Below are 23016 nucleotides of genomic sequence, written 5' to 3'. Positions count from 1 at the left end.
GGTCGTGGCTGATGACCTGTCCGCGGTGGGACGCTTCCTGTACGAGGCGGGCACGCTCAAGCAGACGCGGCGCACCGGGTGGTGGATGGCCGGGGTCCGTGATCCGGAGAGCGTTGCCGAGCACTCCTGGCGTACGGCTTTGATCGCCACGATCATCGCAAAGCTGGAGGGCGCGGATCCCGCGCGCGCCGCCTATCTCGCCGTGTGGCACGACACGCAGGAGACCCGGACCGGGGACGTGAACCACCTCGGGAAGAGGTACGCGCCCGCCGGCGACCCACAGGAAGTCACCGCCGACCAGACGGCGGGTATGCCCGAGGTGCTGGCCTCGGCGGTCCGCGAACTGGTCGCGGAGTACGAGGCGAAGGAGTCACCGGAGGCGGTCTGCGCCCGGGACGCGGACAAGCTGGAATGCATGCTCCAGGGCATCGAGTACAAGGCCCAGGGCTACGAGAACGCCCAGCGCTGGATCGACAACAGCCGCAGCCGCCTCGTCACCGAGACCGCCAACCGCCTGGCCGACGAGCTGCTGGCGCAGGGGAGCCTTGATTGGCTGCGCGTGGCCTTGGGTGAGGGCAAGAGGTAGCCCCCCTCGCAGCCCGAATCCCGAGCCCTGAGCTTCGGGCCTCGGGCTTCGGGGCGGTCGGGTCACTCTTCTGGGGGTACGTGGATGAGGCCCCGGCCCGAAGCTCGGGTGCCGAGACTCGGGCTTCGGGATGCGGGACTCGGGGTTCGAGCGCCTTCTTTAACCGGTGGGTAGAAGAAGGGGTTTGGGAAAACCTCCCCTACCTCCCTACCTCGTAACGGTCAGCAAGTATGACTAATCGTGACGGCTTGCGGCACAGCGTCACGACTGCTTACGGTGCGAGAACCAAACGACCCCGACCGGTGTCGCAAGCACCAGGCCGGGGTCTCACCGCAAGACCGATCACCTAGAAAGCCGATCCCGTGGCTACTCAGCACACTAGCTCCGCCCTGCCCGCTTCCGCACACTCCGCCGCGTACCCGATGGCCAAGCCCGGCTACGGCAAACGCTCCGCGCCGGACCAACAGGCCCGTACGCCGCACGACTTCGCGCTCCTCCCGGCCCGCGAGCGGTACGTCGCTGGATTCGTCGACCACCTCCCCGAGGGCGCGGCGATGAGCGTGAAGACCCTGGCCAAGCAGCTCCCGCTCTACGGCCAGCAGGCCATCTCCACCTCCTTGACCAGCCTGTCCGTCGCCGGGCATCTGCGACGCGTACGGTGCCCCGCCGGCGAGGGCGACGAGACCCGCTGGGTCTTCCGCACCTTCTGGTCCCGCACCGCGCGCGACAACGAGTGGTGGAACGCCTACCTCGCCACCGAGAAGGCCGCCCTGGCCGCAACCCCCGCACCGGAGAGGCCTGCCTTCAACACGGCACCGCCGCCACCGTGGGCCCCGGCCGAAGAGCCGCCGCCTGCGCCCGCTCCGGAGTGCCCCGGTACCGATCAGGCCCCCGAACCCAGCGCCGTACCGCACCAGCGCACCCCCGACCAGGCCCCGGACGCCGAGGCCGCGCCGCCCCATCCGACCGCCCCGGGCGCGGTGCCCGCGACGCCCCACGGAGCTTCCGAAGCAGGGCGGTCTCCCGCCTACCTCGCCCTGGCCCGTCTCGGCCGTGACGATCACCGGCTCGCCCTCTCCGCCGACGACTGCGCCACCCTGGAAGCACAGGCGGCGGAATGGCTCGCCCGGGGCGTGAGCGTCGACTACCTGACCAGCGCCCTGACCGCAGGGCTCCCCGCCCGGGTCGACAGCCCCCTCGGCTTCGTCCGCCGCCGCCTCAGCGACAAGATGCCGCCTCGGCTCCCCCACGAGAACGCCTCGCCCGGCACTCCCGCACCAACCCGCCGCATCCTCATGGAATGCACCGCCTGCGGACGCCCCGGACGGCCGGAAGCCCCCCCCGACGGCCTCTGCCGACCCTGCCGAGAAGCCCACTCAGTGGACGTCGAGAACTCGACCCGCCCCGTCGAGATCGCCGACGTCAAAGCACACATGAGCAACCTCCGCGACCTGCTCAAACCCGTCTGACCTCGCCTCGGCGAGCAGGCTCGGGTCCGCAGCCCCGGCGCACGGTAGCCATCAGCATCAGGCGGCACGTTGCAGGTCAGCGCACCAGCAGGTCGATCACGCCCGACAGGTCCTCCTCGCCGCTGCCCTCGGCCAGGCGGCGTCGCATCAGCTCGAAGTAGGGGCTGAGCAGTTCGGGGCTGACCCCCTGCTGTGCGGCGGTGTCCAGGAAGGTCGGCGTGCCGGCCACCTGCATGCCGAGGTTGGAGACGACGCCCCTGGTGTAGTCACCGCTCCGCAGCTGGTCGGCGGTCTGGTGGACCGACGGGGCCATCGCGACGAGCCAGTCGGCGAGCAGCGGGGCGAGCGCCGCCGGGTCGATGTCCTCCTTGCGGATCAGGGCGAAGGCGTGCGCCGCCCCGGCGAACATCCCGTACATGGCGCTGAGCAGGGCCACGTCGTGCAGGGCCGCGAATCCCGCGTCCTCGCCGACGTAAGTGGTGCCGACCGGGACGCCCAGCGTCTGCTGGTGTCGCTCGAAGAGCTCCGGCGAGCCGCTGTAGAAGACGTAGCCGCCGGCCTCCGGGACTCCGATCATGGGCGGGACGGCCATGATCCCGCCGTCCAGGTAGCGGGCGCCACGCTCGCGGGCCCACTCGGCGCGGGCCCGGGCCTGGGCAGGGGTGCTGGTGGTCAGGTTGACCAGGTCCTTGCCGGCCAGGTCGGTGCCCGCCAGCGCCTCGGCGACCGAGGCGTCGTCCAACAGGCAGACCACGACAAGAGTGTTCGCCGCGACCGCTTCAGTGACGGTGTCCGCGACCTCTGCCCCCTCGGCGGCGAGCGCCGCGGCGCGGGCCGGGGAGCGGTTCCAGACGGTGAGCGGATGGCCGGCCGCAAGCCAGGTACGCGCCAGTGCGGCGCCCATCGCGCCGAGGCCCAGCAACGTGACGGGGGTCTTCTCAACAGTGTTCTCTGCCATGCGGATCATGCTGGTCGCAGGCCTGGAGGCGATCAAGTACGCACTGTTTAGTGGGTGGTTACCCCGAGGTGAGCAAGCACGTCGGAGCCCTGCGGCAGGACTCCGGCCCGCTGCTCCTCGCGAGCCGCGGGCCGGAGGCGTGGCCCTCCGTCCTGACCGGCTCAGAGAGTGAGCCGGTCAGGACGGGCGGTTCAGGAGTCGAGGACCCATTTCCCGCACGACTTCTCCGACATCCACTGGTGGGAGCTGATCCCGTTGTCGACGGCCTTTCCGCTGCTGAACGTGAAGCCGCTGAGATCGCTCATGTACTGCTCGCCCATCGTGAGGCAGGTGTAGCCGCCGCCCCAGTCCTTGCCGGTCCCGTTGATGACCTGTACGGCCAGCCCCGACGTGCCCTTGTGCAGGATCGACTGGGCGTTGTTGGTGTCGCTGCCCTGGAACGGTCCGGAGCTGTTGCCCCAGTCCGAGTCCCAGCTCGTGGTCTTGCCCAGGTAGCCGCTGCAGTGGTCGCCGGAGTAGGCGTAGAAGTAGCCGCCCAGGGCCGCATGGTAGGCCCGGTTGCAGGTGTCGGACGCTTGCGCCCCTCCGGCGGGAAGGACAACGCCGAGGCCGGCGAGTGCCAGGGTGGCGGCCGTGGCCAGGGTCTTGCGCATGGTGTATCACTCCCTGTGTGTTCGGGTGTTGTGCGGAACCCGCGGCACGGGGCCGCGGAAGTCGTTGTCAGCGGGGCGCCCGCCCCGCGACCGCTCGGTCAGGCGGTCGCGCCGGTGATGTCCTCGGCCCGCGCGAGAGCGGCGAGGCCCATCCGCCGGTGCGCGGCGACGTCTTCGCCGTACTCCGCCAGGAGGGGGGAGCGGTACTCGGCGGTCAGCGCCCGCAGGGTCGCGGCCAGTGGCGTACGCGTCGCGCAGCGGGCCTCGGTCACGGCCAGGCCGTTCTCGACGGCGAACGCCTGGGCGGGGGTCAGCCCTTCGGTGAGCGAGGGAAGGCCGTCGCGGACCGACGGCGGGTCGGCGTAGTCGTGGCCCGCTTCACGCATGCACGCGGACCACGCCTTCAACGCCTTCGCGGTGCGACCGTCCTCGACGACCTCCGCCGCGTAGAGGCGCGCCAGGTGGGTGACGGTCTTGTCCGACCGGTACCAGGTCTCGAAGTCGCCGTACAGCCGGCCTTTCGCATCCGACAGGCAGCTGACCCGCGGGATGCCGACGGTTCCTCCGCCGGGCAGTTCTGCCGCCACCATGCCGTTCGACGAGTCCCCTTCGAGCGCCTTGGTGTAGCGAACGCGTTCGTCCTCGGGGAGCGCGTTGGCATAGGCGTGGTTCGGGTCGTCGCGTTGCAGCCGCTGGAGCCTCTCACGGACCCGGCTCCCGTACCCGTTGCGCTTCGCCCAGGCGGCGTCGGTCAGCACGTAGCCTCCGCCCCGCAGATCGTCGGGCGTCGGCAGGACACCGGCCCAGTAGCTGAAGCCGGCCTCCTCCATGCACTCCTTCACCAACAGCTGTTCCGCGCGCTGCACCAGAAGCTCTTCGGCGGCGGACAGTTCCCGTCCGGTGACCTGCGCCTCAACCGCCGGGTGGGCGCGCTCCGGTGCGGTACCGGCGTCAGCGGCGCAGCCGGCGAGGAAGGCCGCCATGGCCGCCACCCCGGCGCACGTGGACACGTACACCCGTTTCATCGCCGCTCCCCTCGACACGGCGCCGGTACCTCGGCGCCTTTCCGTCGCCGGGGTGCGCGACCGGAGTCGAGTCCTGGAAGTCCGGGACTCGACTCCGGTCGGTGCCCCCGTCCACGGGAAGAATCGCCCAGGTGGCAGTGGCCCGGCCATGCTGTTGCGGCTCACCGCAAAAGCCGAGCCACCGAGGGAGGAAGTAGATGCTCCGCTTGTGTTCCGGCGCAGCCGACCGCACGGGACAGGGGTTGTACGTACCAGTAGATCGCGCGGTATCAGGCCTGTCGTAGGGTTCCGGTCCATGACCGCCGTACCTGACTTCCTGAACGCCACCCGGTCCTCGTACGACGCCATGGCCCCCGGCTACGTCGAGTTCGCCCGAGGCGAGTTGGCGGCCAAGTCTTTGGAACGTGCGCTGTTGGGCGCGTTCGCCGAACTCGCGGCGGCCGGCGGCGGCGGCCTCCCGGTGGCCGATGTCGGCTGCGGGACGGGCCGGGTGACCGCGCACCTTCACGAACTGGGCCTGGCACTGGACGTGTTCGGGATCGACCTTTCCCCGCAGATGGTCGCCGTGGCGCGGGAGGAGCACCCGGGTCTGCGCTTCGAGGAAGGTTCCATGCTGGACCTCGCGCTGCCGGACGCCTCGCTGGGCGGGCTGCTCGCCCGGTACTCGACGATCCACGTACCGGACGCAAAACTGCCGCGCGCCTTTGAGGAGTTCCACCGCGTCCTGGCCCCGGGGGCCCACGTACAGCTGGGCTTCCAGGTCGGGGACGAGCCGCTGCGACTGACGGAGGCGTGGGGCATGGAGGTCTCGCTCGACTTCCACCGGCGGCAGCCCGAGCGGATCGGCGAGCTGCTGCGGGACGCGGGACTGGAGGTGGTGTCCCGGGTGTGGCGGGAGCGGGACACGGACGGGCCGTTCCCGGAGCGGGCGCCGCAGGGGTTCGTACTGGCGCGGAGGCCGTCCGCGGCCTGACCCTGGCTGTCGTCGGATCTCGCGCGCTTTCTGCCCTGCGGGTCTCTGACTCTGGCTGTCGTCCGACGTCGCCCGCCTCCTGGCCTGCGGGTCTCTGACTCTGGCTGTCGTCCGATCTCGCCCGCCTCCTGCCTCGCCCGCCTTCTGCCTCGCCCGCCTCCGATCTCGCCCGCCTCCTGCCCTGCCCGGCTCTGCCTGCTGACCGGCCCGGGAGGGCGGGGTGTCGCACCACCGGCTCACTCAGGATGCGAAGTGACCCGTGGTGACCAGACTGGTCACCATGGCAGACCAACGTTCAGCGCGCGCCGAACGCTCCTCCCCGGGGACCCGGAAGAAGCCCTCGGCCAGGAAGGGGCCCGAGCACGCGGCCCGCGCCGCCTGTCAGAGCCTGGAATCGCTGATCAGCCACCCGGCCGAGGGCGTCTCCGCGATCCGACGATCCGACGACGACGGCTGGTGCGTCGTCGTGGACGTCCTCGAAGTGCCCCGCATCCCGGACACGACCAGTCTCCTCGCCTCGTACGAGGTGCGGCTCGACGGCGCCTGCGAACTCGTGGAGTACACCCGGGTCCGCCGCTACCGGCGCGGTGCCGCCGACGAGTGACCCCACTGCGTCCGACAGCTGGAAGGACCCCCCCATGACCACCACGACCTACGTCGACGGCGCCGCTCCGTGCCCGCCCCGCGCAGGCACGCTCTATGACGTGCTGGAGCTCATTCTCGACCGGGGCATGGTGATCGACGTATTCGTACGCGTCTCCCTGGTCGGCATCGAGATCCTCAAGATCGACGCGCGCATAGTCGTGGCGAGTGTCGACACCTACCTGCGCTTCGCCGAGGCGTGCAACCGTCTCGACCTCGAACGTGACTCGGGCAGCACCACCGTCCCCGAGCTGCTCGGCGGCTCCGCCGCCCGCTCCATCGGCAAGCGGAAGGTGCGCAAGGCCGCGGAGTCCGTCGGCGACACCGTACGCAAGGCGGTCGGGGCCGGCGGCCACGACGATGACGACGAGTACGACGATTACGACGAGGAAGAGGCGGAGGAACGACCGGCGCGCCCGAAGAAGCGTCGCGCCCCCGCCCGCAGCAGCGGCAGCGGTGGTACGAGCCGTCGCCGCAGGGCAGAGGCCTGACGTGCGCGCCGACGGCCCGGTGACGGGCCAGGCCGCCGGAACGGGGCTGTACGTGTACGCGGTCGTCCGGGCCGGAACGCCGCTGCCCGGGAAGTCCGGGGGCGTCGGCAGCCCGCCCGCCCCGCTGCGGACGGTCGCAGTGGGCCCGGTGGCCGCCGTCGTCAGTGCCGCCCCCACGCAGTTGCGGGCCCGGCGGCGTGACCTGCTGGCTCACCAGGAACTCCTGACGCGTCTGGCGGACAGCGGGCCGGTCCTGCCGATGCGTTTCGGCATGGTCGCACCGGACGACGACGCGCTGCGCGCCCAGCTGACCGGGGCGCAGGCGGGCCATCTCGCCGCCCTGGACCGGGTCGCCGGGCACATCGAGATGAACGTCAAGGCTCTGCCGGCCCATGGCTCCCTCGCCGCACTGGTGGCGGGGGACGCGACCGTACGGCGGCTGCGCGAGGAAACCCGCCGGCGGCCCGGATACGAGGCCAATGTGCGCCTGGGGGCGGCCGTCGCGTCCGCCCTGGCGCGCCGGGCGGGCGAGGCGGGACGGAGGGCGCTGCGCGATCTGGCCCCGATGGCCCGGGCGACGGCCGCCGGCCCCGAGGTTCCCGGCTGCGCGCTCAACGTGTCCTTCCTCGTGGCGCGGGCGGACAGCGACCGGTTCCGCGCGACGGCCGATCGTTTCGCGGCGGCCCACCGCGACCACGTCGAACTCCGCCTCGCGGGGCCGCTGCCCTGCTACAGCTTCGTCGGCGCCGCGAGCACGAGGCCGCCCGCGCCGGTCGGTGGAGGCTGACGATGGGGCTGATCTCCGGACTCCTGATGCTCCCCCTCGCACCCGCCCGGGGCGTGGTGTGGGTCGCGGAGCGGTTGCAGGACGCCGCCGAGCGCGAACTCTACGACCCCGGGGTGATCCGCGCGCAGCTGGCGGCCCTCAACCAGGAGCTCGACGAGGGGCACATCGGGCTGGAGGAGTTCGAAGCAGAAGAGGAAAGGCTGCTCGACCGGTTGTATGCCGCGCAGACCGGCCGGACACCGACGACAGAAGGTGACAGACATGGATGACCAGGCGAAAGTGGCGCTCGCAGCCGCCGTAGTGGGCGGATATGTGCTGGGCCGGACGAAGAAGGGCCGGGTCGCGCTGAGCGTCGCGACCTATCTGGCGGGGCGCCGGTTCGGACTCGAACCCCGCCAGCTGGCGGCCGAAGGCATGCGCAGGCTCGGTGAGGTGCCGCAAGTCGCCGAGTTGCAGGAGCAGCTGAGGGGCGAGGTCCTCGACGCGGGACGCCAGGCGGTGACGGCCGCCGCCAACCGCTCCATGGCCTCCCTGGCGGACGCCATCGGCGACCGGACGGCCCGGCTCACGGCGGCGCCGGACGACGAGGCGGACGAAGAGGACGAGGGCGAGTACGAGGACGAGGACGAGGACGAGGACGAGGGGCCCGAGGAAGAGCCGGAAGGCGAGGACGAGGAGGAGGACGAAGAGGAGCCCGAAGAGGACGAAGAGTACGAGGACGAGGAGCCGGAAGAGGAAGACGAGGAAGAAGAGGAAGACGAGGAAGACGAGGAAGAAGAGCCCGAAGAGGACGAAGAGGAAGAGGCGGCCCCGCCGCAGCCGTCCCGGGCGAGGAAGTCCCCCGCCAGGAAGGCGGCCCCGGCCAGGAAGTCGGCGGAGAAGAAGGCAGCCCCCGCAAAGAAGGCTCCGGCGAAGAAGGCCCCCGCCAAGAAGGCCCCCGCCAAGAAGGCTCCGGCCAATAAGGCCAAGAAGGCCGCTCCCGCGAAGAAGGCTTCAGCCAAGAAGGCCGCTCCGGCCAAGAAGGCTGCACCAGCGAAGAAGACGTCAGCGAAGAAGACGGCGAAGAAGACCGCTCCGGCCAAGAAGTCTGCCGCCAAGAAGTCCGCAGCCAAGAAGTCCACCCCTCAGAAGTCTGCCGCGAAGAAGACAGCGACGTCGAAGCGGTCAGCATCCAAGCGCGCCGATCGCCGGAGGTAGTCAGCCATGGCAACGACGGACAAGGACGAATCCGAGGCTCCGGCGGAGTCGGGTGTCGGCCGCATCAAGGAAGAGCTGTCGAAATTCGCCGGCGCTCAGGTCCAGCAGCTTGCCGAGAAGGCAGGCAGCAAACTCTCCGATCTCACGGGCCAGTTGACCGACGCAGCCGAGAACGGCGGCTCACTGCCCGCCATCGGTTCTCGCGTGCTCCAGGGCGAATCCCCGGTGAAGGCGTTCGTCTCGGAGAAGGCCAAGGGCGCGAAGGACGCGGTGGTGGACAAGGCGAAGAGCGCGTTCGGCGGGGGTGGCGGCAAGGGCAACCGCAAGGCCGGCGGCGGCAAGTTCATGAACATCATCGAAGTGATCGACGTCGGTGTGCCGCTGCGTACCGCCTACGACGCCTGGACGCAGTACGAAGAGTTCAGCGGCTTCATGAAGGGCGTCCAGAGCGTCTCCAAGGGCGAGGACGAGGAAAGCGACTGGAAGGTCAAGGTCGGCCCCTCCACCCGCGGCTTCAAGGCCACGGTGCAGGAACAGGTGCCGGACGACCGGATCGTCTGGACCTCCGAGGGCGCCAAGGGCAGCACGCGCGGAGCCATCAGCTTCCATGAGCTGGCCCCGAACCTGACCCGCATCGTGCTGGTCATGGAGTACTACCCGTCCGGGTTCTTCGAGAAGACGGGCAACCTCTGGCGCGCCCAGGGCCGCCGCGTACGGCTGGACTTCAAGCACTTCCAGCGCTACGTGAGCCTCACCGAAGAAGAGCCCGAGGGGTGGCGCGGCGAGATCCGCGACGGCGAGGTCGTGGTCAGCCACGAGGAGGCCGTCGAGCGCGAGGAGGCGGAAGAGGCCGAGGACGGGGAGGACGAGGACGGGGAGGCCGAGGACGAGTACGGCGAGGAGGAGCCTGAGGAAGGCGAGGAGGACGAGGAAGAGGACGAGGAGCCTGAGGAAGGCGAGGAAGAGGACTACGACGAGGAGGACGAGGACGAGCCTGAGGAAGGTGAGGACGAGGACGAGCCTGACGAAGACGAAGACGAAGACGAAGACGAAGACGAAGACGAAGACGAAGAGGACGAGGACGAGGAGGAGCCGGAGGAGCCGCCCGCCAAGAAGCGCGCGAGCCGCAGGCGCCGGTCCGGGGCCTCGCGGTGACCGACCTCGACTTCCGACAGGGAGGGCCGCCCGCCAACGGCCCTCAGACCACCAACCTCGCCGACATCCTCGAACGCGTCCTGGACAAGGGCATCGTCATCGCCGGGGACATCAAGATCGACCTTCTCGACATCGAACTCCTCACCATCCGGCTCCGCCTATTCGTGGCATCCGTCGACACCGCGAAGAAGGCGGGCATCGACTGGTGGGAGACCGATCCCGCCCTCAGCTCCCGGGCCTCGCGCAACGCCCTGGAAGACGAGAACCGCCGGCTGCGGGAACGCCTCCAGGCCCTCGAACCAGGAACGGACGAGGACGCGGACGCGGACGAGAACCCCGGCCCGCGCCCGAACCGGAACGCGGACCGAAACGACAGCAAGGAGACCGGGCAGAGATGACGCATCACGCCCACCTGGACCGGGCTCCGGGCACCGGTGTCACGTACGTGTTCGCCGTCTGCCGGGGCGCCCGTGCCACGCACACGGCCGACGTCACCGGCCTGGTCGGCATGCCCGGCGGTGCGGCCGTCCGGCTGCTGCCCTCCGGACCGCTGACCGCTGTGGTCCAGACCGTCCGGGCCGCCGACTTCACGGACGAGGTCTGGCAGTCGCGACTCTCCGACCCGCGTGAGATCGAACGGTACGCCCGGGCCCACCACGAGGTCGTGTCCGCCGCGGCCGCGCACGGGCCCGCCGTACCGCTGCCCCTCGCCACGCTCTACCACGACGACGATCGGGCCCGCCGTGCTCTCGACGACGAGGCACACCGCTTCCACCGGGTGCTGAAACACATCGCGCACCACGCCGAATGGGGCGTGAAGGTGTACGAGCCCGCGACGGCACCCGAGGAAACGGAACCCGTCACCGCCGGAGGCGGCGGGCGCGAGGCTCCCGCCGCCGGTGCCGGGCTCGCCTACCTGAACCGCAGACGCGGGGTCCAGGAGCGACGCGAGCAGCGCCGGGAACAAGCCCTGTCCGTCGCGGAATCCGTGGACGCCGAACTCCGAGAGCTGGCTGCCGCGTCGCGCCGACTCCGTACGCACGGAGCCGTACCGGGAGGTGACGGCCGGGTGCACGTGCTCAACGCCACGTACCTCGTGGCCGAGCAGAGAGCGGAGGAACTGGACGCTCTGGTACGGGGCTTGGGCGAGCGGACCGGGGCGCGGATCGAGCTGACCGGCCCCTGGGTGCCGTACTCCTTCGTCGGGGAGGTGTAGCCGTGGCAGCGTCTGAGCGCGCGGTGGTCCCCTGGGACAGCCCGGAGCCCCTGAGCGGTCCCATCGGGGTGCCGCTGGTGGACCTGCTGGACCGTGTCCTGGCGACCGGTGTCGTCGTCAGCGGGGACCTGGTGATCGCCATCGCCGACGTACCTCTGGTACGGGTGTCACTGCACGCCCTGCTGTCGTCGGTCAGCGAGCGGGTTCCGGCGCCCTGGGCCGACGGGGGGCCGTTGTGACGGGCGCGGGCCGGGCCCCGGGTTCCCGGGTGGATCTGGACTCCGAGCAGATGGGGCGGGACCTGGTGGCCCTGGTCCTCACCGTGGTGGAGCTTCTCCGGCAGCTGATGGAGCGGCAGGCGATCCGCCGGGTCGAACAGGGCGACCTCAGTGACGAGCAGGTCGAGGAGATCGGGACCACGCTCATGCTGCTCGACCAGCGGATGAAGGAGCTCTGCGATCAGCACGGGGTGCGGCCCGAGGACCTCAACCTGGACCTCGGACCGCTGGGGACGCTGCTGCCCCGCGACTGAGCCCGGTCCCTCGAATGGCGGATGGTCGTGGGCGGGCGGAGAGTGAGTGAGGGGGCCGCACGGGCGGGAGGAGCGCCCGTGGCCATCACTCTCTGCGAGGCGGACATGGTCGACATCGAATCTCGGAGCGGAAACCCGGCGGCGAGCGGCGGGAATCAGGGAAGCGGCGTGCGGGGCAGGACCACCATCGCCGACGGCGTCGTGGCCACCATCGCGGAGATCGCCATCCGCGAGACCGAGGGCGTTCACTCGGTGGGCAAGGGCGCGTCGAAGGCGCTGGGCGCGGTGACGAGCAGGGTGTCCGGGTCCTCGGGCAGGGGCCGGACCGTGAAGGTCGAGGTGGGCGAGAAACAGACGGCGATCGATGTCGACGTCGAGGTGGAGTACGGCGTTCCGATCCATGAGCTGGCCGACCGGATCCGCGCGAACGTCGTCGACGCCGTGGAGACGATGACCGGTCTGGAGGTCGTCGAGATCAACATCAACGTCTTCGACGTGCACATCCCGGGTGAGGACGACGAGGACGACTCGGACGACGCCGATTCCGGAAGAGGCGGTTCCCGCGTGCGGTGAGCCCGGACCGGGGACCCGCGCCCTCAGCGTTTCGAGCGGCCCGCGCGCACGATCCCGTCGACGTCCAGGGAGACTTCGGCGCCGATCGAGGCGGGGAGCGGGGCCTGCTGGCCGGGGGCGTAGACCTCGTGGCGGTCGTAGCCGCCGGGGAGCGGTTCGGTCAGGACGTGGACGCGGCCGTGCTTGCGGTCGACGATCACGTAGACCGGGATCTTGGCCTGGGCGTAGGCGGTGACCTTGTGGCGCAGGTCGGTCTGGTAGTTCCCGGAGGTAACCTCCAGGACCAGGCGGAAGCAGGCGGGGTCGTAGCAGTTGTTTTCGATCAGGTGCTCGTCGAAGTCGGCGTCCACGATCGCCAGGTCGGGGATCACGTAGTCCTCGGGGCCACTGGGTAGCCAGAGGCCGATGCCCTGGAGGACATTCGACTCCTCGCTGTGCAGACCGGCGGAGAGGAAGGGGACCATGAGTGCGGTCAGGGCTTTGGCATGCGGGCCGTCCGGGGGTGGTGCCACGGTGACGAGGCCTCCGATGATCTCGACGCGATGCCCCGGAAGCTGCTCCATGAGACGGTTGGCCGTTTCCAGCAGCGTTTCCGGCTCATCGTCACAGGGGTGCTCGACTGCTGCTGCAGACATTGCGGGCCTCCTGGAATGGGCTGGTGTCGAGAACATCATCGTAGGGCGGAGTGGGCCGCGATCGCGCTTCTGGCATATGCCACCCGGTCGAGTGAAGCAGAAACGACCCGGCACACCGCGTGGGTGCCGGGCCGTCTCCGTACAGCCGTCGAGCCGTGAGCCGGTAGGAGCTTGAGCCGGTAGGAGCTACAGCTTCTCGATCACGTAGTCGACGCACGCCGTCAGCGCCTGCACGTCCGCCGGGTCGATCGCCGGGAACATCGCCACGCGCAGCTGGTTGCGGCCCAGCTTGCGGTACGGCTCGGTGTCCACGATGCCGTTGGCGCGCAGCACCTTGGCGACGGCCGCCGCGTCGATCTCGTCCGCGAAGTCGATCGTGCCGATGACCTGCGAGCGCTTCGCCGGGTCCGTGACGAACGGGGTGGCGTACTTCGACGCGTCGGCCCAGTCGTAGAGGTGGCCCGACGAAGCCGCCGTGCGGCCCGTCGTGAAGTCCAGGCCGCCCTGGGTGTTCATCCACTTCAGCTGCTCGTTCAGCAGGAAGAGGGTGGAGAGCGCCGGGGTGTTGTACGTCTGGTTCTTGAGGGAGTTGTCGATCGCCGTGGGCAGCGAGAAGAACTCCGGGATGTGCCGGCCCGAGGCGTGGATCCGGGCGGCGCGCTCCAGGGCGGCCGGGGAGAACACGGCGATCCACAGGCCGCCGTCGGAGGCGAAGGACTTCTGCGGGGCGAAGTAGTAGACGTCGGACTCGGTGATGTCGACCGGCAGGCCGCCCGCACCGGAGGTGGCGTCCACCAGGACGAGGGCGCCCTCGTCGGCGCCCGCGACGCGCTTGACCGGGGCCGCGACACCGGTGGAGGTCTCGTTGTGGGTGAAGGCGTAGACATCGACGCCCGCCTCGGCCTTCGGGTCCGGGTGGGTGCCCGGGTCGGAGGCGATGACGGTGGGGTCGGACAGCCAGGGCGCGAGCTTCGCGGCCTTGGCGAACTTCGACGAGAACTCGCCGAAGTTCAGGTGCTGGGACTTCGACTCGATCAGTCCGTGCGTCGCGACGTCCCAGAAGGCGGTGGAGCCGCCGTTGCCGAGGACGACCTCGTAACCCTCGGGGAGGGAGAAGAGGCTGCGCACGCCGTCCCGTACCTCGCCGACCAGGTTCTTGACCGGGGCCTGGCGGTGGGACGTACCGAGGAGGGAGGTGCCGGTGGCGGCCAGCGCGTCGAGCGCCTCCGTCCGCACCTTGGAAGGACCGGCGCCGAAGCGTCCGTCGGCGGGCTTGATGTCAGCGGGAATCTGGATGTCGGCCACGGGACGGAGCGTAGTCCCTCGGTGGCACGGCTCAGCAACCGTGTCCGTCGGATGAGACGCGCGCTCCGGCCCGTGGACGTCACCCACGACGGGCGATCAGGAAGCGTGGCCGAACGGACAGCCCAGCTCCACCGGCAGTTCGTGCAGGTCGTTCTGGGTCACGATCGGCTTGTTGCGCAACTCGGCGGCCGGCACCGCCAGGTCCAGTTCCGGGAACCGCTCGTACAGCGCCGGGAGCGCGATGCCCGCCTCCAGGCGGGAGAGCGCCGCACCCGGGCAGATGTGCGGGCCGTGGCCGAAGGCGATGTGGCGGTTCGGGGTGCGGGCGGCGTCGAACTCGCCGGCCGTCGGGCCGTACTGCTCCTCGTCGCGGCCCAGCGCGCCGAACGAGACGATCAGCCCCTCGCCCTTCGGCAGGACCTTGTCGCCGACCTCGACGTCCTCCGTCGCGAAGCGGATCAGCACGTGCGAGGTCGGGGTGTTCCAGCGCAGCGTCTCCTCGATCACGCCGTCCCACCCGAGCTCCCCCTTCAGCACCTTCTCGCGCTGCTCGGGGTGGGTGGCCAGCGCCTCCACGACGTTGACGATCAGGCTGATCGTGGTCTCGTGCCCGGCGGCGATGATCAGTTGCAACGTGTTGACGATCTCCTCGTCGGAGAGGTGGTCGCCGTCCTCGGAGGCCGCGATCAGGGCGCTGGTCAGGTCGTCGCCCGGGTTCGCCCGCTTGGAGTCGACGATCTTCGTGAAGAGGGCCCCGAGGTCCGCCATCATCCGCGGGACCTCCTCCGGCGGCGTCTGCGTCGAGAAGAACTTCTCGAACAGCTCCTTCAGCCGGGGGTGGTCCGCCGCGTCCACGCCCATCAGCTCGCTGATCACGTTCATGGGGAGCGGATAGGCGAACTCGGCCTTCAGGTCGACCGGCTGTCCGGCGGGGAGGGCCGCCAGCCTCTCCAGGCTCGCGTTCGTCAGCGCCTCGATCCCGGCGCGCAGCCGCTCCACCCTCTTTACTGTGAGCGCCTGCGCCACCAGCGTACGGAGACGGCGGTGGTCCGCCCCGTCGACCGTCAGCATCGAGCGGCCCGGGTTGGCCAGGCCGATCAGCGGCCAGTCCATGGGTATCTCGCCGCGCTGCCAGGCGTTCCAGACGTTGATGTCCTTGACCAGGCGGCTGTCGGTGAGGAGCGCGCGGGCCTCCGCGTGGCGGGTGACCGCGTACACGTGTACACCGCCGGGCAGCTCCACCTCGGCCAGTGGGCCGGCGGCCCGCAGCGCGGCGCTCTCGCCGTCGAGGTCGGTGACGAACGGGTCGAGCGCGATGCGGGTCATGCGGGGCCTCCGAAGCTTCCGGGTCTTCCGACGGCGGGGGTGGGTGTGAAGAGCACCGGCAGGTCGGTCAGCCCGCGCAGCCACGGCGAGGGGCGGCGGGTGAGCTGCTCGGCGGGGACGGCGAGGTCCACGTCGGGCAGCCGGTCGAGGAGGACCTCGATGCCGGTACGGGCGATGACCTCGGCGGTCTCCTGGGCCGGGAACGGGCAGCGGTGCTCGCCGTGGCCGAAGGAGAGGAAGGCGTTGTTGCCGCCGGTCAGCGTCGAGCCGTCGGTGCGCACCTGCGGGTCGCCGTTGGCGGCGGCGAGGCCGAGGAGCAGCAGGTCGCCGGCGCGGATGTGGCGGCCGCCGAGGTGGGTGTCGCGGGCGGCCCAGCGGCCGGCCACGTTCTGGGTGGGGGTGTCCTCCCAGAGGACCTCGTTCATCGCCTCGGCGACGCTGTGCCGGCCGCCCGAGAGGGAGGCGGCGAACCGGTCGTCGGTGAGCATGAGGCGCAGCGAGTTGCCCATCCAGTCGGCGGTCGGCTGGTGGCCGGCCGCCATCATCACCATGAGGTCCTGGGCGACCTCCTCGTCGGTGAAGCCGCCGGGGTCGGCGAGCATCCGGCTGGCGACGTCGTCACCGGGCTCGGCGTGCTTGTCGGCCAACAGCCGGAACATCGACGTGGCGAGGTGCTGCTGTCCGGCGAGCGCCCGCTCCCGGCCGTCGATCATGTCGTTGATCGCGCCGACCAGCGGATACGCCTCCTCGTCGGAGAAGCCGTAGATCCTGGCCAGTACGAGGGCGGGCAGCAGCTTGGCGTACTCCGCGATGATGTCGACCGAGCCCTTGGTGCAGAACCGGTCGATCAGCTCGTCCGCGAACTCCTCCGCGTACCGCTTCAGGGAGAACGGGTCGACGCCCTCCAGCGCGTTGCTGATCATCATGGCGCGGACGCTGTGGCGCTCGCCGACCGTGTAGAGGATCGAGGGCTGCTTGCGCCCGATCATCGGCAGCAGCGGCCAGTCGTCGGGGATGCGGTCCCACTGGTTCCACAGGTCGGAGTCCCGGCTGAAGAGAACCGGGTCGCCGGTGACCTGGTGCAGTTCGCGGTAGCCGAGGACGAGCCAGGCCGGCACGGAGCCGTCGAGGACGACCGGGGCGATCGCCCCGTGGTCGCGCCGCATGTCCCGGTAGAGCTGGACGGGGTCGCTCTGGAAGCGGGGCCCGGACAGGGGGACGGACCCGTGGGTGACGGGGCAGCCGGAGACAGGGGTCACGGGGCGGGCTCCGGGGTCGGGCCGGCCGCCGCCAGGGCCGCCTCGGGGGCGCGGAGGCGGGCGGCGGAGAGCGCGGCGAGGTGTTCGACGAGCGTGATGAGCACGTACTTGCTGGACGAGCGGTCGCGCGCGTCGCACTCCACCAGCGGCACGTCCTCCGAGAGGTCCAGGGCCTCGCGGATCTGCTGCTCGCTGTGGAGCGGCCCGCCGAAGTCGTTGCACGCCACGATGAACGGTGTGCCGTGGTGCTCCAGGCGGTCGATGGCGTACCAGGAGTCGGCGAGCCGCCGGGTGTCGACGAGGACGACCGCGCCGAGCGTGCCGGAGAACAGCCGGTCCCACAGGAACCAGAAGCGCTCCTGTCCGGGTGCGCCGAAGAGGTACAGCACGGAGCGTGCGTCGAGCGTGATCCGGCCGAAGTCGAACGCCACGGTGGTGGACGACTTGGCCTGGATGCCGTCGAGGTGGTCGACGGCCTCGCCCGCGCGGGTCATGGTCTCCTCCGTGTTGAGCGGACGGATCTCGCTCACGGATCGGACCATCGTGGTCTTGCCGACCCCGAAGCCGCCGACGACAACGATCTTCAGTCCGTTGTCGGCCGTCGCGCTCAGGGCGGCGCGGTCAGAGGTTGCGGAGTCCAACGAGCACCTGTTCCAGGATGTCGGGGTCGGGGAGCCGGTCCGCGACACGGGCTGTACGGGGGTGGCGGGCGCTGATCCGGCCGGTGTCGAGCAGGTCGCACAGCATGATGCGGACGATGCTGACCGGCAGGTTCAGGGTCGCGGCTATCTCGACGACGGCGGTGGGGCCCTGGCACATCCGCAGGATCGCGACGTGCTCGGACTGCATCCCGGGGGCCGGGTCGCACTCGGCGACGACGAGTGTCACCAGGTCGAACGCGGCGGAGTCGGAGCGGCTGCGGCCCCCGGTGAGGGTGTACAGCCGGTCCGGGTCCTCGTCGCGGCCCGGCCGGGGGCGGGGTGCCGTCGTCATACGGCCGGGGCTTCGGCGGGTTCGCGCGGCGGCGCGACGAGGTGTTCGCCGAGCTGCTCGACGAGCTCGCTCATGTTGTGGCCGACGAGGCCCACGTCGGAGTCCTCGTCGGCGACGACGGCCAGGTGGGCCCCGGCCCCCGCCTCGACGATGAACAGCACGCCGCCGTAGAACTCGGCCATCGCGGACCGTACGCCGCCGGTTCCGTCGCCGAACTCGATGGACGCTCCGTGCGAGAGGCTCTGGATCCCGGCGGAGATCGCGGCCAGCTGGTCGGCCTGGTCGACGGAGAGCTCGGGGGTGCGGCACAGCTTGAGGCCGTCGCGGGAGAGGACGAGGGCGTGGCGGGTACCGGGGGTGCGGTCGAGCAGCCCCTCCAGCAGCCAGTTGAGCTTCTCGTCGGTGGTCGCGGTCATCGGGTGTTGCCTTCCGGGTGCGTGGAGTTGGCCCGTACCGCCTTGCTGAAGGTGCTGAAGCGCGCGGCCTGGACCTTCGGGTCGGTGGTGCGGGCCCGGGGGGTGTCGGCTTCGCCGGGGGTGGCGTTGCCGGTACGGGCCTCGGCGGCGGCCAGCGTGCGGCCGCGGCGGCGCTTGGGCAGGCCGCTCTCGCCGAACGCGGGCACGGCGCCCGTGGACTCGGACGCCGAATCCACCGAAGAGCCCGAGGGCTCCGACTCCGCCGCCGGGGTCAGGGGCGTGGAGGCGTCGTCCTCGGGAAGGGACCGGGCCGCGGGGGCGGCGTCGGCGGTGTCCGTTCCGGCGGCCGAGGCGTGCGAGGGCTCCGGCTCGGCGGGGGTGGTGAGGGCTGCCGGGGCGGCTGCCGGGGCGGCGACCGCCTGGGCCGGGACTGTCGGGGCCGGTGCGGGCGAGCGGGAGATGAGGTCCTGGGGGAGCATCATCAGCGCGCCGGTGCCGCCCCGGGCGGACGGCCGGAAGGAGACGGTCAGTCCGTGCTTGCGGGCCAGCCTGCCGACGACGGCGAGCCCGAGTCGGGTGCCGGAGAGGTTGGTGAGGTCCTGGTGGTCGGCGGAGACCGCCTTCTCGGCGCGGCGCAGCTGCACCTCGCTCATGACGAGCCCGCTGTCCTCGACGGTGATGACGATGCCCGCCGGGACCTCCTCCACGTACACGTGGACCTCGGCGGTGGGCGGCGAGAAGTTGGCAGCGTTGTCGAGGAGTTCGGCGAGCGCGTGCATGACGCCCTCGGCCGCGTGGCCGGCGATGGCGACATCGCTGGTGGAGTGCAGGCGGACCCGCTGGTAGCTGCCGATCCGGCCCATCGCGCCGCGCAGGATCGACTCCATGACGATCGGCTTCGCCCAGCGCCGGCCGGAGCGGGCCCCGGTCAGCACGGCGATGGAGTCGGCGAGGCGGCCCGCCTGGGCGGTGCGGTGGTCCAGGTGGAGCAGGTCCCCGAGGACGGACTCGTCGGAGTGCCGGTGCTCCATCTCGCGGAGGTCGGCCAGCATGCTGGTGGCCAGGGCCTGCATCCGGCCCGCCGCGTTGGCGCAGGCGGCGACGGCCGCGGAGCGCTCGGTCTCGGCACGGGTGGCACGGGCGGTCAGCCGGTCGACGGAGACGGCCAGCCGGCCCTGCTCGGCGGCGGCGGCCGCGGCGATCCGCTCGTTCTCGGCGCGGGCGTCGGCGACGACCCGGGCGGTCTCGGCGGAGGCGGCGCCCTTGATCCGGGCGGTCTCCGCGGTGAAGCGCTGGGCCTCGACGGCGGAGGCGGAGACCAGGCGCGAGGTCTCGGCGGTGAACCGCTGGGCGTCGGCGGCCCGCAGGGCGCGCAGGGTCCGCGCGGTCCCCAGGGTGTGGACGGTGACGGCCACGCAGACGCTCAGCAGCACGGCGGCTGCGCCCGCGCCCCAGGCCAGCGGAGTCCGTACCGCGTCAGGGGCCGCGGCGACGCCCCACAGGGTCAGCGTGCCGGTTGCGGCTGCCGAGATCAGCAGGGCGAGTGCGGTGGGCCGGTGTGAGGGGCGCAATCGGAGTCCTCGGTGGCGGACGGTGCGGGACGGTATGAGGCGGAGCGGGTGGTGCGAGGCGGTGCGGGTGGTGCGAGGCGGAGCGAGACGGAGCGGGTGGTGCGAGGCAAGTGGCACAAAGTGGTTCAAGTGGTGCGAACCGGGTGAAATCGACCAGTCGAATTCAGGACAGTTCGGCACGGTTATAGGCGATCCGGCACAACTGGAGCTGCCAATTCCTGCGCAAGTCTTGGTCACTATAGGAGACTTGACGGTCTGTTTGGGAAGATCTTGTGGGCTTTTTTGTACTGCTTACGTGCTTTGATCCTGGCGCATCCCAAGAGTTCACCTGACGCGACGGCATGCTGAGACCATGGCCGAACAGCATCGACCGCATACCGACATCGCCCCGGACACCACCATGCGTCCGGACACCGCCGTGCCCCCGGCTTTCGTCGCGGCGCTCCGCTCCGCCGTACGCGGCACGAGCGATTTCGGGGCCGCCGCACGGGCGCTGACGACGATGGACGCCTCCAACTACCGCCGGGTTCCGCTCGGTGTGCTCGCCCCGCGCGACGCCGACGACATCGCCGCCGCCCTGGCCGTCTGCCGCGAACACGGGGTGCCGGTGGTGGCGCGCGGCGGCGGCACCTCCATCGCAGGACAGGCCACCGGCACCGGACTCGTCCTCGACCTCACCCGCCATCTGCGCACGATCCTCGACCTGGACCCAGCCGCCCGCACCGCCGTCGTCCAGCCCGGCGTGATCCTCGACGACCTGCGGGCCGCCGCCGCACCCCACGGCCTGACCTTCGGCCCCGACCCCTCCACCCACAGCCGCTGCACCCTCGGCGGGATGATCGGCAACAACTCCTGCGGCGCCCACTCGGTGGCCTGGGGCACGACGGCGGACAACGTGCGGAAGCTGTCGGTCGTCCGGTACGGGGGCGAGGCCCTGCACCTGGAACAGGGGAACGGCGAGGGGCCCGAGGGCGTCGGAGCGCTCGTCGCCGCCCATCTCGCCCTCCTGCGCACCGGCTACCCCGACCTCCCGCGCCGCATCTCCGGGTACGCGCTCGACGCCCTGCTCCCCGAACACCCCGGCGGCCCCGACCCGGTCCGGGCGTTCTGCGGCAGCGAGGGCACCCTCGGCGTCGTCACCGAGGCCACCGTCCGCCTGGTCGAGGCCCCGCGCGCCCGCGCCCTGGCGGTCCTCGGGTACGCCGACGAGTCCGCCGCCGCCGACGCCGCCCCGGGCCTCCTCCCGTACCGGCCGCTCACCGTCGAGGGCATGGCCGCCGACCTCGTCACCCGGTCCGCCGGGCTGCCGCGCGGGGCCGCCTGGCTGTTCGTCGAGACCGGCGGCGACACCCCGGCCGAGGCGAGGGCGCACGCCGAACGCGTCCTGCGGGGCGCCGGCGCGGTGGACGGGGCGGTCGTCACGGACCCGGCCGGGCAGCGGGCCCTGTGGCGGATCCGCGAGGACGCCGCCGGAACCGCGACCCGGATGCCCGACGGCACCGAGGCCTGGCCCGGGTGGGAGGACTGCGCGGTGCCGCCCGCCCGGCTCGGCGCGTACCTCCGCGACTTCCGGGCCCTCCTCGCCGAACACGGCCTGCGCGGCGCCCCGTACGGCCACTTCGGCGACGGCTGCGTCCACGTCCGCATCGACTTCGACCTGATGACCGACGCCGGGGTGGCCCGCTTCCGCCGGTTCTCCGAGGAGACGGCCTCTCTCGTCGTCGCGCACGGCGGCTCCCTCAGCGGCGAGCACGGCGACGGCCAGGCGCGCGCGGAACTGCTGCCCCGGATGTACGGGGACGAACTCGTCGCCCTCTTCCACCGGTTCAAGGACCTGTGGGACCCGGAGGGCGGCCTGAACCCCGGCATCCTCGCCCGCCCGGCCCGCCTCGACGAGAACCTTCGCTTCGCCGTCCTCCCGAAACGCCCGGTGGACGTGGAGTTCGGCTACCCGCAGGACGGCGGGGACTTCGCGGGAGCCGTCCGCCGCTGCGTCGGCGTCGCCAAGTGCCGGACGACCGAGGCGAGCGGCGCGGGCGTCATGTGCCCGTCCTTCCGGGCGACCGGCGAGGAGGCCCACTCCACCCGGGGCCGGGCCCGGCTGCTCCACGAGATGCTCGCGGGCGAGGTCATCACGGACGGCTGGCGCAGCGAGGAGGTCCGGGACGCGCTCGACCTGTGCCTCTCCTGCAAGGGCTGCCGCAGCGACTGCCCCGTGGGCGTCGACATGGCCACGTACAAGGCGGAGTTCCTGCACCACCACTACCGGGGCCGGCTCCGGCCCGCCGCCCACTACGCGATGGGCCGCCTGCCGCAGTGGCTGCGCCTCGCCGCCCCCTTCGCCCGTCCCCTCAACGCACTGGCCCGGCTGCGCCCCCTCGCCGCGCTCGCGAAACGGCTGGCCGGGATCGCGCCCGAGCGCACGATCCCGGTGCTCGCGACCCAGACGTACAGCCGGTGGCTGCGCCGCCGCCGGGGGAAGGAGACCCGGGGTCTCTCCGCGGACCGGGTGGTGGCGCTCTGGGCGGACACCTTCACCGAGCACCTCTCCCCGCAGGTGGGCCGGGCGGCGGTCCGGGTCCTGGAGGAGGCGACGGGGCGCACGGTGCTGCCACCCCCGCGTGGTCTGTGCTGCGGCCTCACCTACGTGTCGACGGGGCAGCTCGACGCGGCCCGCCGCGTGATGCGCCGCACCCTGGACCGGCTCCGCCTCCCGCCGGGCCACCCGCTCGTCGTCCTCGAACCGAGCTGCGCCGCGACGCTCCGCACCGACCTGCCCGAACTCCTCCCCGACGACCCGCGCGCCGCCGAACTGGCCGCTTCGGTACGGACGTTCGCCCAGTACCTGGAGGAGTACGCCCCCGACTGGACTCCGCCCCGCCTGGACCGCCCGGCCGCCGGCCAGACGCACTGCCACCAGCACGCGGTCCTCGGCGACGCGGCGGAACGCGGGCTGCGCGAACGGATGGGCCTCACCGGCGACCTCAGCGGCGGCTGCTGCGGACTCGCCGGGAACTTCGGCTTCGAGAAGGGCCACTGGGAAGTGTCCGTCGCCTGCGCGGAGGAGCGGCTGCTCCCCGCCGTACGGAACGCGGAACCCGGTACGGAACTCCTCGCGGACGGCTTCTCCTGCCGTACGCAGCTCGACCAGCTGGCCGGGCGGCGGGCCCGGCACCTGGCGGAGGTCGTCGCGGAGGCCATCGAGGAGGCGGCTGCGACGGCCGTCGACGAGGGGCCGGGGGGCGGCGCGTAGG

At 71.5% G+C, this 23016-nt stretch carries 26 protein-coding genes; 15 read left to right on the top strand and 11 right to left on the bottom strand.

Going from position 1 to position 23016, the window contains the following annotated elements; genetic code table 11:
* Positions 1-4: 4 nt before the first annotated feature.
* Together AB0F29_RS24365 and AB0F29_RS24360 are read left to right on the top strand one after the other, a co-directional pair.
* Positions 5-586 carry an HD domain-containing protein gene (locus tag AB0F29_RS24365; RefSeq protein ID WP_361875522.1) on the top strand — a complete coding sequence of 194 codons (582 nt, stop codon included), beginning with the start codon at positions 5-7 and terminating at the stop codon, positions 584-586.
* 422 nt (positions 587-1008) lie between these two features.
* Positions 1009-2055, top strand: a complete 1047-nt coding sequence (locus AB0F29_RS24360) for a MarR family transcriptional regulator (protein WP_361875780.1) — start codon at positions 1009-1011, stop codon at positions 2053-2055.
* A 76-nt stretch (positions 2056-2131) separates the two neighbouring features.
* Here the strand turns inward: AB0F29_RS24360 and AB0F29_RS24355 are convergent, their stop codons facing one another.
* The 3 genes from AB0F29_RS24355 to AB0F29_RS24345 all read right to left on the bottom strand — a co-directional run bounded on the left by AB0F29_RS24355 (position 2132) and on the right by AB0F29_RS24345 (position 4691).
* Positions 2132-3013 carry an NAD(P)-binding domain-containing protein gene (locus tag AB0F29_RS24355; RefSeq protein WP_361875519.1) on the bottom strand — a complete coding sequence of 294 codons (882 nt, stop codon included), beginning with the start codon at positions 3011-3013 and terminating at the stop codon, positions 2132-2134.
* Between the two features lie 191 nt (positions 3014-3204).
* Positions 3205-3666: a hypothetical protein gene (locus AB0F29_RS24350; protein WP_361875516.1), complete on the bottom strand. Its 462-nt coding sequence runs from the start codon at positions 3664-3666 to the stop codon at positions 3205-3207.
* A gap of 98 nt (positions 3667-3764) precedes the next feature.
* Positions 3765-4691, bottom strand: coding sequence for a hypothetical protein (locus tag AB0F29_RS24345; protein WP_361875513.1), 927 nt, complete (start codon positions 4689-4691; stop codon positions 3765-3767).
* A 295-nt stretch (positions 4692-4986) separates the two neighbouring features.
* On the opposite strand from AB0F29_RS24345, the gene AB0F29_RS24340 reads away from it, so the two are divergent.
* From AB0F29_RS24340 to AB0F29_RS24285, 12 genes are all read left to right on the top strand, one after another.
* Complete coding sequence (locus AB0F29_RS24340; RefSeq protein WP_361875510.1) at positions 4987-5664, top strand: class I SAM-dependent methyltransferase; 678 nt, start codon at positions 4987-4989, stop codon at positions 5662-5664.
* 280 nt (positions 5665-5944) lie between these two features.
* A complete protein-coding gene (locus AB0F29_RS24335) occupies positions 5945-6268 on the top strand; it encodes a gas vesicle protein (protein ID WP_026291203.1) in 324 nt (107 codons plus the stop codon).
* Between the two features lie 34 nt (positions 6269-6302).
* Entirely contained in the window at positions 6303-6797 is a 495-nt protein-coding gene (gvpJ, locus tag AB0F29_RS24330; protein ID WP_361875507.1) for a gas vesicle protein GvpJ, read from the top strand.
* Position 6798: 1 nt separating this feature from the next.
* Complete coding sequence (locus tag AB0F29_RS24325; RefSeq protein WP_361875504.1) at positions 6799-7584, top strand: GvpL/GvpF family gas vesicle protein; 786 nt, start codon at positions 6799-6801, stop codon at positions 7582-7584.
* Between the two features lie 2 nt (positions 7585-7586).
* Positions 7587-7853: a gas vesicle protein GvpG gene (locus tag AB0F29_RS24320; protein ID WP_361875502.1), complete on the top strand. Its 267-nt coding sequence runs from the start codon at positions 7587-7589 to the stop codon at positions 7851-7853.
* Positions 7846-8781, top strand: coding sequence for a histone protein (locus AB0F29_RS24315; protein ID WP_361875499.1), 936 nt, complete (start codon positions 7846-7848; stop codon positions 8779-8781). The genes AB0F29_RS24320 and AB0F29_RS24315 overlap by 8 nt, the downstream gene beginning before the upstream one ends.
* Positions 8782-8787: 6 nt before the next feature.
* Positions 8788-9936: an SRPBCC family protein gene (locus tag AB0F29_RS24310; protein ID WP_361875496.1), complete on the top strand. Its 1149-nt coding sequence runs from the start codon at positions 8788-8790 to the stop codon at positions 9934-9936.
* The gene (locus tag AB0F29_RS24305) at positions 9933-10334 is read left to right on the top strand and encodes a gas vesicle protein (protein WP_361875493.1); all 402 of its coding nucleotides are present in this window, start codon (positions 9933-9935) and stop codon (positions 10332-10334) included. The genes AB0F29_RS24310 and AB0F29_RS24305 overlap by 4 nt, the downstream gene beginning before the upstream one ends.
* Entirely contained in the window at positions 10331-11152 is an 822-nt protein-coding gene (locus tag AB0F29_RS24300; protein ID WP_361875490.1) for a GvpL/GvpF family gas vesicle protein, read from the top strand. The genes AB0F29_RS24305 and AB0F29_RS24300 overlap by 4 nt, the downstream gene beginning before the upstream one ends.
* A gap of 2 nt (positions 11153-11154) precedes the next feature.
* The gene (locus AB0F29_RS24295) at positions 11155-11391 is read left to right on the top strand and encodes a gas vesicle protein (RefSeq protein ID WP_361875487.1); all 237 of its coding nucleotides are present in this window, start codon (positions 11155-11157) and stop codon (positions 11389-11391) included.
* Positions 11388-11684, top strand: coding sequence for a gas vesicle protein K (locus tag AB0F29_RS24290; RefSeq protein WP_265600096.1), 297 nt, complete (start codon positions 11388-11390; stop codon positions 11682-11684). Before AB0F29_RS24295 ends, AB0F29_RS24290 begins: the two co-directional genes overlap by 4 nt.
* 105 nt (positions 11685-11789) lie before the next feature.
* Complete coding sequence (locus AB0F29_RS24285) at positions 11790-12257, top strand: Asp23/Gls24 family envelope stress response protein (RefSeq protein WP_361875777.1); 468 nt, start codon at positions 11790-11792, stop codon at positions 12255-12257.
* 23 nt (positions 12258-12280) lie between these two features.
* On the opposite strand, the gene AB0F29_RS24280 is transcribed toward AB0F29_RS24285, so the two are convergent.
* The 8 genes from AB0F29_RS24280 to AB0F29_RS24245 form a co-directional block, all read right to left on the bottom strand.
* Positions 12281-12892: a Uma2 family endonuclease gene (locus tag AB0F29_RS24280; RefSeq protein ID WP_361875484.1), complete on the bottom strand. Its 612-nt coding sequence runs from the start codon at positions 12890-12892 to the stop codon at positions 12281-12283.
* A gap of 186 nt (positions 12893-13078) precedes the next feature.
* Positions 13079-14197: a phosphoserine transaminase gene (serC, locus tag AB0F29_RS24275; RefSeq protein ID WP_361875481.1), complete on the bottom strand. Its 1119-nt coding sequence runs from the start codon at positions 14195-14197 to the stop codon at positions 13079-13081.
* 96 nt (positions 14198-14293) lie between these two features.
* The gene (locus AB0F29_RS24270; protein ID WP_361875478.1) at positions 14294-15523 is read right to left on the bottom strand and encodes a cytochrome P450; all 1230 of its coding nucleotides are present in this window, start codon (positions 15521-15523) and stop codon (positions 14294-14296) included.
* Positions 15520-16782, bottom strand: a complete 1263-nt coding sequence (locus tag AB0F29_RS24265) for a cytochrome P450 (RefSeq protein ID WP_361875475.1) — start codon at positions 16780-16782, stop codon at positions 15520-15522. Before AB0F29_RS24265 ends, AB0F29_RS24270 begins: the two co-directional genes overlap by 4 nt.
* Complete coding sequence (locus AB0F29_RS24260) at positions 16779-17423, bottom strand: ATP/GTP-binding protein (protein ID WP_047178089.1); 645 nt, start codon at positions 17421-17423, stop codon at positions 16779-16781. Before AB0F29_RS24260 ends, AB0F29_RS24265 begins: the two co-directional genes overlap by 4 nt.
* Entirely contained in the window at positions 17404-17775 is a 372-nt protein-coding gene (locus tag AB0F29_RS24255; protein WP_003967208.1) for a DUF742 domain-containing protein, read from the bottom strand. The genes AB0F29_RS24260 and AB0F29_RS24255 overlap by 20 nt, the downstream gene beginning before the upstream one ends.
* On the bottom strand, positions 17772-18191 hold the full coding sequence (locus AB0F29_RS24250) for a roadblock/LC7 domain-containing protein (RefSeq protein ID WP_030709614.1): 420 nt from the start codon (positions 18189-18191) through the stop codon (positions 17772-17774). The genes AB0F29_RS24255 and AB0F29_RS24250 overlap by 4 nt, the downstream gene beginning before the upstream one ends.
* Entirely contained in the window at positions 18188-19762 is a 1575-nt protein-coding gene (locus AB0F29_RS24245) for an ATP-binding protein (RefSeq protein ID WP_361875470.1), read from the bottom strand. Before AB0F29_RS24245 ends, AB0F29_RS24250 begins: the two co-directional genes overlap by 4 nt.
* Before the next feature lie 400 nt (positions 19763-20162).
* On the opposite strand from AB0F29_RS24245, the gene AB0F29_RS24240 reads away from it, so the two are divergent.
* Complete coding sequence (locus AB0F29_RS24240) at positions 20163-23015, top strand: FAD-binding and (Fe-S)-binding domain-containing protein (RefSeq protein ID WP_361875775.1); 2853 nt, start codon at positions 20163-20165, stop codon at positions 23013-23015.
* Position 23016: the final 1 nt, after the last annotated feature.

This window comes from Streptomyces sp. NPDC026589, assembly GCF_040638385.1.
Taxonomy (GTDB): Bacteria; Actinomycetota; Actinomycetes; order Streptomycetales; family Streptomycetaceae; genus Streptomyces.
The sequence above is the reverse complement of the archived record's forward strand: the minus strand, read 5'-3'. Positions and strand labels throughout refer to the sequence as shown.

Excerpts from the sequence above, each read along its gene's own strand:
- AB0F29_RS24350 (WP_361875516.1), bottom strand. The coding sequence starts at position 3,666 with ATGCGCAAGACCCTGGCCACGGCCGCCACCCTGGCACTCGCCGGCCTC.
- AB0F29_RS24360 (WP_361875780.1), top strand. The coding sequence starts at position 1,009 with ATGGCCAAGCCCGGCTACGGCAAACGCTCCGCGCCGGACCAACAGGCC.
- AB0F29_RS24300 (WP_361875490.1), top strand. The coding sequence starts at position 10,331 with ATGACGCATCACGCCCACCTGGACCGGGCTCCGGGCACCGGTGTCACG.
- AB0F29_RS24315 (WP_361875499.1), top strand. The coding sequence starts at position 7,846 with ATGGATGACCAGGCGAAAGTGGCGCTCGCAGCCGCCGTAGTGGGCGGA.
- AB0F29_RS24335 (WP_026291203.1), top strand. The coding sequence starts at position 5,945 with ATGGCAGACCAACGTTCAGCGCGCGCCGAACGCTCCTCCCCGGGGACC.
- AB0F29_RS24310 (WP_361875496.1), top strand. The coding sequence starts at position 8,788 with ATGGCAACGACGGACAAGGACGAATCCGAGGCTCCGGCGGAGTCGGGT.
- AB0F29_RS24250 (WP_030709614.1), bottom strand. The coding sequence starts at position 18,191 with ATGACCGCGACCACCGACGAGAAGCTCAACTGGCTGCTGGAGGGGCTG.
- AB0F29_RS24345 (WP_361875513.1), bottom strand. The coding sequence starts at position 4,691 with ATGAAACGGGTGTACGTGTCCACGTGCGCCGGGGTGGCGGCCATGGCG.
- AB0F29_RS24355 (WP_361875519.1), bottom strand. The coding sequence starts at position 3,013 with ATGGCAGAGAACACTGTTGAGAAGACCCCCGTCACGTTGCTGGGCCTC.
- AB0F29_RS24270 (WP_361875478.1), bottom strand. The coding sequence starts at position 15,523 with ATGACCCGCATCGCGCTCGACCCGTTCGTCACCGACCTCGACGGCGAG.
- AB0F29_RS24285 (WP_361875777.1), top strand. The coding sequence starts at position 11,790 with ATGGTCGACATCGAATCTCGGAGCGGAAACCCGGCGGCGAGCGGCGGG.
- AB0F29_RS24320 (WP_361875502.1), top strand. The coding sequence starts at position 7,587 with ATGGGGCTGATCTCCGGACTCCTGATGCTCCCCCTCGCACCCGCCCGG.
- AB0F29_RS24340 (WP_361875510.1), top strand. The coding sequence starts at position 4,987 with ATGACCGCCGTACCTGACTTCCTGAACGCCACCCGGTCCTCGTACGAC.
- AB0F29_RS24240 (WP_361875775.1), top strand. The coding sequence starts at position 20,163 with ATGCGTCCGGACACCGCCGTGCCCCCGGCTTTCGTCGCGGCGCTCCGC.
- AB0F29_RS24255 (WP_003967208.1), bottom strand. The coding sequence starts at position 17,775 with ATGACGACGGCACCCCGCCCCCGGCCGGGCCGCGACGAGGACCCGGAC.
- AB0F29_RS24280 (WP_361875484.1), bottom strand. The coding sequence starts at position 12,892 with ATGTCTGCAGCAGCAGTCGAGCACCCCTGTGACGATGAGCCGGAAACG.
- gvpJ (WP_361875507.1), top strand. The coding sequence starts at position 6,303 with ATGACCACCACGACCTACGTCGACGGCGCCGCTCCGTGCCCGCCCCGC.